Genomic DNA, 11,104 nt, shown 5'->3' with positions numbered 1-11,104 from the left:
CGCAGCGCATCGGAAATGCCACGTCAGGGCTATTTTTCACGAATTTGCTCGACTGTGTGCAATGTAATTCTCGATGCGTTTCGCCGACCCGACCTGCAAGTTCGACGGGTCTCAGGAAAGCCTCAGGTCAATGTGCATGGAAGTCCGATTAGTCTGGATCACGATGACGGCGGGCATTGATTGACACCCGGCATCCGAGGGATGAATGTGCAGAATTTTCAGGGTCGTGTTCGGTCGAGGCAATGCCGCTAACCCGCTGCTAATTCGGACCATTGAGTCTGTTCGGAAACGGTGAAGGCTTTCGAACTTCTTTTGTTCATCAACGCTCTATCTGTGTATTGTGAAGGAGAATTGAATCGATCATTGAAAGAGGAGTGCAATGGCTGAGAAGCTGATTCGGCAACTCATCGACGACCTTGATGGTAAGCCGATTGACGATGGATTCGGTGATCGAATTGAGTTCTCTTACCAGGGAACGGATTACGTGATCGATCTGCGCGCCACCAATGCAGAGAAGTTCGACGCTGCGGTGAAGCCGTTCGTCGAGGCTGCTGCGAAGGTGAGCGGGAAGCGTGGCAAGAAGGCTCAGGCTGCATCTCCGCAGGCCACATCAGGTTCCGGACGCTCCAAGGAGACGCTCCAGGCCATCCGTGACTGGGCAGGTAAGAACGGTTACGAAGTTGCTCCGCGTGGGCGTATCAAAGCGGAAATCATCGACGCTTTCGACGCTGCACACTAGATTGAATTAAATACACCTCTGGCTCTCGGCGAACTTCGCCGGGAGCCAGAGGTGTATTTTACTGTTGCTTTGCCGAGTTCTCGGACAGCTTTGTCCGACAGGTCGTCCATGTGAAGCAGATCAGATAATTCGTCTATACAGCACCGAATTTACCCAGCAGATTGGTCGGTTTCTTTCGCTGGGTACAAAGGTCGACAGAGCGCTGTGTGGAGTCGCCGGCGAGGTATTTCGCCCTCGTGCTGCAATTGTCGTGTACATTAGTTAGGTAACACTAACTTTCGGAAGGATCTTTCTGTGGCCAAGCCGACAACTGCATTGACGGTTCTGCGGACCGAACAATTGACCCCCCATATGGTACGAGTGTTTCTCGGGGGACCAGGCTTCGAGTCGTTCACTCCCAGCGAATACAGCGATTCCTATGTAAAGATCGAATTCGGCACTCCTGATCAGCCGACACTGCGCACCTACACGATTCGTTCGTACGATCTTGATGCCAAAGAGATTGCAATCGATTTTGTCGTCCACGGCGACATGGGTGTCGCAGGTCCGTGGGCCGCGTCAGTTCAGCCGGGCGCTGAGATTACTCTGCGGGGACCTGGTGGCGCGTTTTTGCCGTCACCAACCGCTGATTGGTATCTCTTCGTCGGAGACGAGACCGCAATACCCGCTATTTCCGCGTCGATAGCGCGATTGGCGCCGAATGCGGTCGGCTACGCCGTTGTCGAAGTCGGGGGACCGGAAGACGAAATCGCGCTCGATGCCCCAGAAGGTATTGCCGTGACCTGGCTACATCGCGGGGCATCGTCCGATGCGGTCGGCGAAGAATTAGCGGGCGACAACGCTCCGGTTGTCGCCGCGGTCAAGGCACTCGAATGGTTGCCGGGCGAACCGCACGTGTTCATTCACGGTGAAGCACAAGCCGTCATGCACAACCTCCGACCGTACATTCGCAAGGAACGAAATGTCCCGGCGTCGGCCGCTTCCATTTCCGGCTATTGGCGTCGTGGTCGCACCGAAGAGGGCTTCCGGGTCTGGAAGTCCGAACTCGCTGCGGCCGAAAACTAACTCGCGGCGGCCGTGCCGCGAGTCAGCAACACGAGCGCAACGGCCGCGAGAACTCCGAAGGTGGGAATTGCGATTGCCATCGGAACTGCCGTGTCTTCTCCCGCAATTCCCACCAACGGCGAAACCAGCGCCGCCAAGCCGAACTGGCCCGCTCCCATCAGCGCTGAACCGGTCCCGGCCGCGTTGGTGACCTCTCCTTGGGCGAGAGCGGTGGCATTGCCCATGATGAACCCGATGCTCGAAATTGCCACGAACAGTGGGACCAAGATCAACCAGGTATTCGTGGAACTGAAAACCACGCTGGTGCAGAACAATACGGCGCCGCCCATGAGGAGTAGGCACACCCCGAAACGCAGCAGCGTGCGTGCTCCGACGCGACCGAGCAGGCGAGTGGTGATCATCGCTGCCGTGACCATTCCGGTGGCGTTCACTGCGAACGCGATCGAGAATTGTGACGGACTCAGCCCGAGAACGTTCTGAACGACGAACGGTGACGCGGAGATGTACGCGAACAAGGCGCCGAATCCGAAGACGAATGCGAGCGCATATCCGAGGTAGTGCCGATTGCGGACCACGTATCGCAGATTCGAGATCAGGGCCTTCAATCCGCCGCCGTGGCGTCGCTCGGGCGGAAGTGTCTCGGGAACGAGCAAAACGACACCAGCCACCATCACGGCGCCCGCGACAGCCAGGACCCAGAAGATTCCGCGCCATCCGACGGGGCCGAGAAGTGCGCCGCCGATCAGTGGCGCGACGACGGGAGCGATACCGCCGATGATCATCATGATGCTGAAGAGCTTCGCTGCGTCGTCGCCGCGCGCTCGGTCGGCAATACAAGCGCGGGCAAGAACGATGGCAGCGCCTCCACTCAAGCCCTGGACGAGTCGTGCACCGATTAGAAACTCGATGTTCGGCGCCACCGCGCATGCCGCGCCGCTCAGTGCCGTGATGATTGTCGCGGCCAGCAGTATTCGTCGCCTGCCAAGTCCGTCGGAGATCGGACCGATGATCAGCTGGCCGATTCCGAGGCCTGCCATGAAGGTGGTCAGCGTGAGCTGAACGCTGGCCGCAGTAGTGTCGAGTGCAACCGCCATCAACGGTAGGCCGGGCAGGTACATGTCGATGGACAGTGGAGCGATTGCGGAAATCAGTGCCAGTACGCACAACATCTTCAGAGGAATTGCTCGATTCACCGATCAACCCTATCGGCGAGGGAGCTTGCAGTTTCAATCGCGGCGAGCGAGCGTGTGTTCATGACTGACGCATTGCCGGCGAGCTTGAGCGTTCACCTCGATGCGTATGCCGAGCACCTCCGACTGAGCCGAGGCCGGTCGGAACACACGATCCGCGCCTACGTCGGTGACGCGCGGGCATTGCTGACCCATTTCTCCGCGGGTTCGGAGAATGCAGATCTCGACCGCCTCGACCTAAGTGTCATGCGTTCGTGGTTGGCCGCCCAGAATGCCGTAGGAACAGCCCGTACGACGGTAGCTCGACGGGCTTCTTCGGCGCGTGGGTTCACTGCGTGGCTCGCGCAGACCGGACGCATTTCCGTCGACCCGGGCACACGTCTGGCGGCTCCGCCAGCTCGCCGGACGCTGCCGACGGTGCTGCGTCAGAGCCAGGCCCTCGACGCAATGGATGCGGCGGAAAGCGGTGCGCAGCAACAAGAGCCGCTCGCCCTGCGAGACCGACTCATCGTGGAATTGTTGTACTCCACCGGAATTCGCGTCGGCGAGTTGTGTGGACTGGACGTCGAGTCGGTCGATGCCGATCGACGATTGCTTCGTGTTCTCGGCAAGGGGAACAAGGAGCGGTCGGTGCCATACGGCCTGCCCGCAGAATCGGCACTGAACGGCTGGCTGGAGCACGGACGACCCGCGCTGTGTTCGGATCGGTCCGGGCGAGCGTTGCTCCTCGGAGTTCGAGGCGGCCGGCTCGATCAGCGTCAGGCGCGTTCGGTGGTCCACGAAACCATGGCTGCAATTCCAGGGGCTCCCGACATGGGTCCGCACGGGCTTCGGCACTCGGCTGCGACACATTTGCTGGAGGGTGGTGCGGACCTTCGTGTGGTCCAAGAACTCCTCGGTCATGCGAGTTTGGCGACCACTCAGCTGTACACGCACGTGTCGGTCGAACGGCTTCGATCCGTCCACGATCAGGCCCATCCGCGCGCCTGATTTGTGGAGCGACGCGAGTTCTCGGCTGGTATTTGGTAGCGTCGCAGCTCAGAAGAGTGAACAATCGGCAAAGTTCGATCGTCGTATCGAGACACTCGATTACATGCGATATCCGGGGGATTCGTGAACCGCCAAGATGTGAAGCACCTGCCGAACAGCGGCCAACCAGCCTGGCTGTCCGAATCGCCGCAACCGGCTCCCGAGCCGGCGCCGACGCCGGAGCCTGTGGCGCGACTGCAAGAGGTCTGGTCCACGCCACCGCCACCGTCGAGCCAACAGCAGGTGACAAACCAGGATCTGGTTGCCGAAGCTTTACTGAAACGCCCGAAACGGACGCCGCGTGGCGGCTGGCGTAGGGGATTGCATCGTGCGACCGGAGGTGTGGTCAATCTGGGGGATTCGACCAACGAACAGCGCAACCGTGCACTGGCCGCCCGAATCGAGCAGCCGATCCGCAACGACTACCGAGTCGCTCTGCTCTCGCTCAAAGGCGGCGTGGGCAAGACGACGGTCACGGTCGGACTCGGTGCGACGTTTGCTTCGCTGCGTGGTGACTGCGTCGTGGCGGTTGACGCCAATCCCGATTTCGGGACTTTGGCACAACGTGTTCCGCTGCAGACCAATTCGACAGTGCGCGATCTGATTGCTGCTAGACCGGACATAAAGAGCTATTCGGACGTTCGAGTGCACACATCCCAGTCGTCGAGTCGTCTCGAGGTGCTGGCGAGTGAGCAGGATCCGGCGATTTCGGAGGCATTCAGCGAGGCCGACTATCGCCAGGTCATCGACATCTTGCAGGTCTACTACAACATCATCCTCACTGATTGCGGTACCGGGATCATGCACTCGGCGATGAACGGCGTTCTGGATCTTGCCAATTCGTTGGTTCTCGTCAGTTCGCCGGCAATCGACGGAGCGCGCAGTGCAGCGGCAACGCTCGATTGGCTTCAGTTGCACGGATACGGCCATCTGGTCGAGCGGACCGTCGTCGTCATCAGCGCCGCCAGACCCGGGTCGAGCGTCATCGACATGGACGCGTTGGTGGACTATTTCATGCGTCGATGCCGCGCCGTCGAGGTCATTCCTTTCGACGAGCATCTCGCGGAGGGGTCGGTGATGGACCTCGAATTGATGCGACCGGCCACCAGACGAGCGTTCATGGAACTGGCAGCGATGGTGGCCGACGACTTCGCGGACGCTGTGGGTCGGCACGCCGTTTCCGAGTGGCACTGATTCTGCGACCGATTTCTGCGACCGATCAGCCTCCTTTCAATGGCTTGAGCCTGAGCGGGTGCGACCGAACCAGTCCGAGTGGATCGAGATACTCGCGTCCTCTGCGCAAGCCCCAGTGCAAACATGCTTCGACAGCGCACCCTTCGTGCCCGGTTTCGAGGGTTCCGATCACTGACCTGGCTGCGACGCGTTCACCTGTGCGAACGACTGCGGTGACGGGTTCGTAGGTCGTGCGTAGGCCGCCGGAATGATCGATCGACACCGTCGGCTTTCCGGCGACCACTCCCGCGAACACCACGATGCCGTCACCGGCCGCGAGGACGGATTGGCCGGCGCTGCCGCCGAGATCGACCCCGCGATGACCCGGCAGCCAGTTCTCGGCCGGTTTGTCGAAAGCGCGTTCCACGTGCGGCCGCGGAGCGAGCGGCCAGTCGAATCGCGTGTCTGCTGACGCCGTGCCTACGGCGACACAGCAGGAGATCACGGCGAAGGCCACGCCTCGTCGAGCTCCGCGCAACATCGTCATTCCTTGATCTTGCGTGGAGTAGCGCACGCTTCAATGCAGATCAGACGGGTAATCCACAAGGTAGCCGCCGATCCACAACCGCCGGTTCGGTCTGTTGCTTCCGGGGTGGTTATGGCATCGGGGGACGAGGACGTACACTTGTCGAGCGGTCTGTGCTCGCACAGTCCGACTTCGCGCGCCCGCGCACGTTTTCCGGCCTCGGCTGGTCCTGGTTCTCACGAAACAGGTCCGACGGCCGTGCGGGTGCCAGGGCAGGGATCACCCGATCGCCTGCATCAACCGGATTGAAAGTTTGAGGTACACAGCCATGGCTGTCGTAACCATGAAGCAGATGCTCGATAGTGGAACCCACTTCGGACATCAGACCCGTCGCTGGAACCCGAAGATGAAGCGATTCATCTTGACCGACCGCAACGGCATCTACATCATCGACCTCCAGCAGACGCTGACGTACATCGACAAGGCGTACGAGTTCGTCAAGGAGACCGTTGCCCACGGCGGCACCGTTCTCTTCGTCGGTACCAAGAAGCAGGCGCAGGAGTCCATCGCTTCCGAAGCGACTCGCGTCGGAATGCCCTACGTCAACCAGCGTTGGCTCGGCGGCATGCTCACCAACTTCACCACCGTTCACAAGCGTCTGCTTCGCCTCAAGGAGCTCGAGGCAATGGAGCAGACCGGTGGATTCGAAGGTCGCACCAAGAAGGAAATCCTCATGCTCACGCGTGAGATGACCAAGCTGGATCGCACCCTCGGTGGTATCCGCGACATGGCCAAGGTTCCTTCCGCGGTGTGGATCGTCGACACCAACAAGGAGCACCTGGCAGTTGCCGAGGCTCGCAAGCTGAACATCCCGGTCATCGCGATCCTGGACACCAACTGCGACCCCGACCTCGTCGACTACCCGATCCCGGGCAACGACGACGCCATCCGTTCCGCAGCACTGCTGACCAAGGTTGTCGCTTCCGCGGTTGCCGAAGGTGTGCAGGCACGTGCAGGACTGAGCGCCGACAAGGACGCGAAGCCCGAAGCCGGCGCAGGCGAGCCCCTCGCCGAGTGGGAGCAGGAACTGCTCTCGCAGGCAGCTCCGGCCGCAGAGGCTGAGGCAGCTCCGGCTGCAGAGGCTGAGGCAGCCCCCGCCGCAGAGGCACCGGCCACCGAGGCCTGATTCGTTGAAACCGGCCCTGACCAAGAGTTCTTTTGGTCAGGGCCGTTTCACCGTTAGGCCCGAGCACCACCGTCAGGCCGTGCTTCACCGTTAGTCCTAGGTCCGAACCAGACACATGAGGAGGCTCGCTAATCATGGCGAACTACACCGCCGCTGACGTCAAGCGGCTCCGTGAGCTCACCGGCTCCGGAATGATGGCATGTAAGAACGCACTCGCAGATGCAGACGGCGATTTCGACAAGGCCGTCGAGCAGCTGCGCATCAAGGGCGCGAAGGATGTCGGAAAGCGCGCAGAGCGCACCACCGCTGAGGGTCTCGTCGTCGCCAAGGACGGCGTCATGATCGAGATCAACTGCGAGACCGACTTCGTCGCCAAGAACGACGAGTTCATCAAGCTGGCCGACGAGATCGTGACCGTCGCTGCTGCTGGTAAGCCTGCTGACCTCGACGCTCTCAAGGCGCTCGAGCTCGACGGCAAGACCATCGACACCGTCATTGCGGAGCAGTCCGCGAAGATCGGTGAGAAGCTCGAACTGAGCCGCGTCGCTTCCTTCGACGGCCCCGTTGCCGTTTACCTGCACAAGCGCAGCTCCGACTTGCCGCCCGCTGTCGGCGTTCTCGTCGAGTACACCGGTGAAGGCGATGCTGCTGCTGAGGCCGCTCGCGGCGCTGCAATGCAGGTCGCAGCACTCAAGGCGAAGTACGTCACGCGTGACGAGGTTCCCGAGGAGATCGTCGCTTCCGAGCGTCACATCGCCGAAGAGACCGCCCGCGCAGAAGGCAAGCCCGAGCAGGCACTGCCGAAGATCATCGAAGGCCGCGTCAACGGTTACTTCAAGGACGTCGTTCTGACCGAGCAGTCTTCGGTCACGGACTCCAAGAAGACCGTCAAGGCGATCCTCGACGAGGCAGGCGTGACCATCAAGCGCTTCGTGCGTTTCGAGGTCGGCGCCTCCGCTTAATTCGGAGCCCGCACACATGGACCCCGCCTGAAGAGCATTTGCTCTACCGGCGGGGTCTACGTGTACCTGGGGCCTCCGATGAGGCAGGATGAGAGTGCCTCGGGACGAGTCCCGGGGGCTTTCCTATGCCGCGGTGTCCGATTCGGCGGCAGAAGAAGAATGAAGGACCTACAAGGTCTTGTATCGAACTGAGGAGAACAATGTCCGAACCAGCCAACGAACGTCCAGGATTCAAGCGGGTCCTGCTCAAACTCGGCGGCGAAATGTTCGGAGGCGGCAAAGTCGGTCTCGATCCCGACGTGGTCACCAAGGTGGCTGAGCAGATCGCAGAGGTCGTTCGATCGGGCGTACAGGTTGCAGTGGTCATCGGCGGCGGAAACTTCTTCCGCGGGGCGGAACTGCAGCAGCGTGGCCTCGATCGCGCGCGCTCCGACTACATGGGCATGCTAGGCACCGTCATGAACTGCCTCGCTCTGCAGGATTTCCTGGAGAAGGCGGGCGTCGATTCTCGCGTGCAGACGGCCATCACCATGGGCCAGGTCGCCGAGCCGTACCTCCCCCTTCGCGCACGCAGGCACCTCGAGAAGGGGCGCGTAGTCATCTTCGGTGCCGGGATGGGTATGCCCTACTTCTCGACTGACACCACTGCTGCGCAGCGCGCGCTGGAGATCGGTGCCGAGGTAGTGCTGATGGCCAAGGCTGTCGACGGCGTCTACTCGGCCGACCCGCGTCTCGACCCGGACGCGACGATGTACGAACAGATCACGCACCGTGAGGTCATCGAACGTGAGCTCAAGGTCGCGGACGCGACGGCATTCAGCCTGTGCATGGACAACTCGATGCCGATGATGGTGTTCAACCTCCTCACCGAAGGAAACATCGCTCGCGCGGTGTCCGGTGAGAAGATCGGCACCCTGATCAAGTCGTGAGTGACACCCAAAAAATGATGCAGAACAACATGGAGGAACAGCCGTGATCGATGAAGCGCTCTTCGAGGCAGAAGAGAAGATGGAAAAGGCTGTCACGGTAGCCAAGGACGATCTCGGCTCGGTTCGCACCGGACGCGCGAACCCCGGTATGTTCTCGCGCATCGTGATCGACTACTACGGTTCGATCACGCCGATCACGCAGCTCGCGAGCATCAACGTCCCCGAGGCCCGCATGGTCATCGTCAAGCCGTACGAGGCTTCGCAGCTCAACGCGATCGAGACGGCGATCCGCAACTCGGATCTCGGTGTGAACCCGTCCAACGACGGCAGCATCATCCGCATTTCGGTTCCGCAGCTCACGGAAGAGCGTCGACGTGAACTGGTGAAGCAGGCCAAGTCCAAGGGCGAGGATTCGAAGGTCACGCTGCGCAACATCCGCCGCAAGGCGATGGACGAACTCGGCCGGATCCAGAAGGACGGTGAAGCCGGCGAGGACGAGGTCGGTCGCGCAGAGAAAGAACTCGACAAGACCACGGCGAAGTACGTGCACACGGTCGAGGAACTCGTCAAGCACAAGGAAGCAGAGTTGATGGAGGTATAGCCTCCTCATTTGCAGTGTTTGTCGTCGGGAGTAGATCAGGGAGTTTGGGTGCACGCACAAGAGGGAACCGCCGGTGGTCCCGTCACGGACGGGCCTACGGGCGGCGCTGAGGGCGCGCAACCGCCGAAGTCGAAGGCGGGCAGGAACCTACCTGCCGCCATCGGCGTCGGAGCTGGCCTCGGCGCCTTGGTCATCGGCACTTTGATCTTCCTCCCCCCGGGATGGATCGCAGTCGTTGCGATCGCGATGTTCATCGCGACGTGGGAGGTCACCACGCGGCTTCGTGAAGCCGACATCGAGGTGCCGCGAATTCCCCTTCTCGTCGGCGGGCAAGCCACGATCTGGCTCGGCTGGCCGTGGGGACCGGTCGGGGTGCTCAGCGGATTCACCGCAACCGTCCTGGTGTGCATGGTGTGGCGGTTGTTCGACCACGGGCTCAAAGCGACCCCGAAGAACTTCCTGCGAGACACCTCCATCACGGTGTTCGTTCTGGCGTGGATCCCGCTGTTGGCGTCATTCGGTGCGTTGATGGTGCTCGAAGACGACGGCCCCGGTCGCGTCTTCGTCTTGATGATCGGTGTCGTGTGCTCCGACATCGGCGGCTACGCGGCTGGAGTGCTGTTCGGGAAGCATCCGATGGTGCCCGCTGTGAGCCCGAAGAAGTCCTGGGAGGGATTCGTCGGATCCCTCATTTTCTGCGTCATCGGCAGTTTGCTTTCGGTGACGTTGATCCTCGACGCGAATTCGATGATCGGCGTCCTGCTCGGTGTCGTCCTGGTGGTAGTCGCGACGGTCGGCGACCTGATCGAATCGCAGATCAAGCGTGAACTCGGCATCAAGGACATGGGAACCTTGCTTCCCGGCCACGGCGGAATCATGGACCGCCTGGATTCACTCCTGCCGTCGGCATTTGTCACCTGGCTGATTCTGTACGCACTCGTCTGATTTCTCGTGCGTGATTTCTTCTCAGGCCGTTCCAAGCCGATCCCCAGTCCGAACATCTGGCATTGGCCGGACGTGTACGAAATCGAGAACCGTGCGCAGGACGTCGACGGTTCCCTCTGGGCCGCGATGCGAGCCCAGGTCGACTGGTCTGGACGCGATGTCGTCGATGTCGGCTGTGGGGCGGGGTTCCATCTACCGGAGTTCGCTCGTACTGCCCGTCGTGTTGTCGGAGTGGAGCCGCACGCACCGCTGGTGAGGGCCGCGCGGGAACGAACCCGCGATTCGGCGTCGATCGACGTAGTCCAGGGTTCAGCAGAGTCCACGGGTCTGGTGGATGCTTCAGTCGATCTCGTTCATGCCCGTACGGCGTACTTCTTCGGAAAAGGCTGCGGCCCGGGAATTCGTGAGGCCATGCGCATCCTGAGGCCCGGGGGAGTCTTGCTGATCGTGGATCTCGATGTGAGCGCCGGCCCGTACGGGGAGTGGATGAGGGCGGATCTGCCCAAATACGATCCCGCGGCGGTCGAAGCGTTCTTCGAGGCGCAAGGATTCTCGCTCACGCGCGTCGAGACCCGGTGGGAGTTCGAGAATCGAGACGATATGCGGCGGGTACTCGGAATCGAGTTCACCGAGAAGACTGCCGAGCGTGCGTTCTCGCAAGTAACGGGATTGGGCTTCACGGTGCGATACCGGATCCATGTTCGGTCCAAACCACGATCACTCGAACTTGCGTGAAGGCGGGCTCAAAAGACGAACGTC

At 61.1% G+C, this 11,104-nt stretch carries 12 protein-coding genes; 10 read left to right on the top strand and 2 right to left on the bottom strand.

Features of this window, described 5'->3' with window-relative positions; all coding sequences use genetic code 11:
- The first annotated feature begins 379 nt into the window (after positions 1-379).
- The gene (locus tag QRN54_RS22290; RefSeq protein WP_003942721.1) at positions 380-739 is read left to right on the top strand and encodes a histone-like nucleoid-structuring protein Lsr2; all 360 of its coding nucleotides are present in this window, start codon (positions 380-382) and stop codon (positions 737-739) included.
- Between the two features lie 294 nt (positions 740-1,033).
- Positions 1,034-1,804: a siderophore-interacting protein gene (locus QRN54_RS22285; RefSeq protein ID WP_030535667.1), complete on the top strand. Its 771-nt coding sequence runs from the start codon at positions 1,034-1,036 to the stop codon at positions 1,802-1,804.
- On the opposite strand, the gene QRN54_RS22280 is transcribed toward QRN54_RS22285, so the two are convergent.
- Positions 1,801-2,973: a multidrug effflux MFS transporter gene (locus QRN54_RS22280; RefSeq protein ID WP_285183114.1), complete on the bottom strand. Its 1,173-nt coding sequence runs from the start codon at positions 2,971-2,973 to the stop codon at positions 1,801-1,803. The two genes, QRN54_RS22285 and QRN54_RS22280, sit on opposite strands and share 4 nt — an antisense overlap.
- Positions 2,974-3,057: 84 nt before the next feature.
- On the opposite strand from QRN54_RS22280, the gene QRN54_RS22275 reads away from it, so the two are divergent.
- Together QRN54_RS22275 and QRN54_RS22270 are read left to right on the top strand one after the other, a co-directional pair.
- Entirely contained in the window at positions 3,058-3,984 is a 927-nt protein-coding gene (locus QRN54_RS22275) for a tyrosine recombinase XerC (RefSeq protein ID WP_003942767.1), read from the top strand.
- Between the two features lie 123 nt (positions 3,985-4,107).
- Positions 4,108-5,217, top strand: a complete 1,110-nt coding sequence (locus tag QRN54_RS22270) for a MinD/ParA family ATP-binding protein (protein ID WP_003942711.1) — start codon at positions 4,108-4,110, stop codon at positions 5,215-5,217.
- Between the two features lie 25 nt (positions 5,218-5,242).
- On the opposite strand, the gene QRN54_RS22265 is transcribed toward QRN54_RS22270, so the two are convergent.
- On the bottom strand, positions 5,243-5,737 hold the full coding sequence (locus QRN54_RS22265; RefSeq protein ID WP_256520616.1) for a M23 family metallopeptidase: 495 nt from the start codon (positions 5,735-5,737) through the stop codon (positions 5,243-5,245).
- Between the two features lie 313 nt (positions 5,738-6,050).
- On the opposite strand from QRN54_RS22265, the gene rpsB reads away from it, so the two are divergent.
- From rpsB to QRN54_RS22235, 6 genes are all read left to right on the top strand, one after another.
- On the top strand, positions 6,051-6,908 hold the full coding sequence (rpsB, locus tag QRN54_RS22260) for a 30S ribosomal protein S2 (protein ID WP_003942709.1): 858 nt from the start codon (positions 6,051-6,053) through the stop codon (positions 6,906-6,908).
- A gap of 134 nt (positions 6,909-7,042) precedes the next feature.
- Complete coding sequence (gene tsf / locus QRN54_RS22255) at positions 7,043-7,870, top strand: translation elongation factor Ts (protein WP_007734877.1); 828 nt, start codon at positions 7,043-7,045, stop codon at positions 7,868-7,870.
- Between the two features lie 200 nt (positions 7,871-8,070).
- Positions 8,071-8,799, top strand: coding sequence for a UMP kinase (gene pyrH, locus QRN54_RS22250; protein WP_003942722.1), 729 nt, complete (start codon positions 8,071-8,073; stop codon positions 8,797-8,799).
- Between the two features lie 43 nt (positions 8,800-8,842).
- Positions 8,843-9,400 (top strand): ribosome recycling factor, encoded by a 558-nt coding sequence (gene frr / locus QRN54_RS22245; RefSeq protein WP_003942777.1) that lies wholly within the window; start codon positions 8,843-8,845, stop codon positions 9,398-9,400.
- Positions 9,401-9,448: 48 nt separating this feature from the next.
- Positions 9,449-10,345, top strand: a complete 897-nt coding sequence (locus QRN54_RS22240; protein ID WP_003942673.1) for a phosphatidate cytidylyltransferase — start codon at positions 9,449-9,451, stop codon at positions 10,343-10,345.
- A 6-nt stretch (positions 10,346-10,351) separates the two neighbouring features.
- Positions 10,352-11,080 (top strand): class I SAM-dependent methyltransferase, encoded by a 729-nt coding sequence (locus QRN54_RS22235; protein WP_054827408.1) that lies wholly within the window; start codon positions 10,352-10,354, stop codon positions 11,078-11,080.
- Positions 11,081-11,104: the final 24 nt, after the last annotated feature.

Source organism: Rhodococcus sp. MEB032, assembly GCF_030208925.1.
GTDB lineage: Bacteria > Actinomycetota > Actinomycetes > Mycobacteriales > Mycobacteriaceae > Rhodococcus_F > Rhodococcus_F qingshengii.
This window is presented reverse-complemented; position numbering and strand designations above follow the sequence as displayed.

Coding starts and splice junctions, on each gene's coding strand:
- QRN54_RS22290 (WP_003942721.1), top strand. CDS start 380: ATGGCTGAGAAGCTGATTCGGCAACTCATCGACGACCTTGATGGTAAG.
- QRN54_RS22280 (WP_285183114.1), bottom strand. CDS start 2,973: ATGTTGTGCGTACTGGCACTGATTTCCGCAATCGCTCCACTGTCCATC.
- QRN54_RS22275 (WP_003942767.1), top strand. CDS start 3,058: ATGACTGACGCATTGCCGGCGAGCTTGAGCGTTCACCTCGATGCGTAT.
- QRN54_RS22265 (WP_256520616.1), bottom strand. CDS start 5,737: ATGTTGCGCGGAGCTCGACGAGGCGTGGCCTTCGCCGTGATCTCCTGC.
- rpsB (WP_003942709.1), top strand. CDS start 6,051: ATGGCTGTCGTAACCATGAAGCAGATGCTCGATAGTGGAACCCACTTC.
- tsf (WP_007734877.1), top strand. CDS start 7,043: ATGGCGAACTACACCGCCGCTGACGTCAAGCGGCTCCGTGAGCTCACC.
- pyrH (WP_003942722.1), top strand. CDS start 8,071: ATGTCCGAACCAGCCAACGAACGTCCAGGATTCAAGCGGGTCCTGCTC.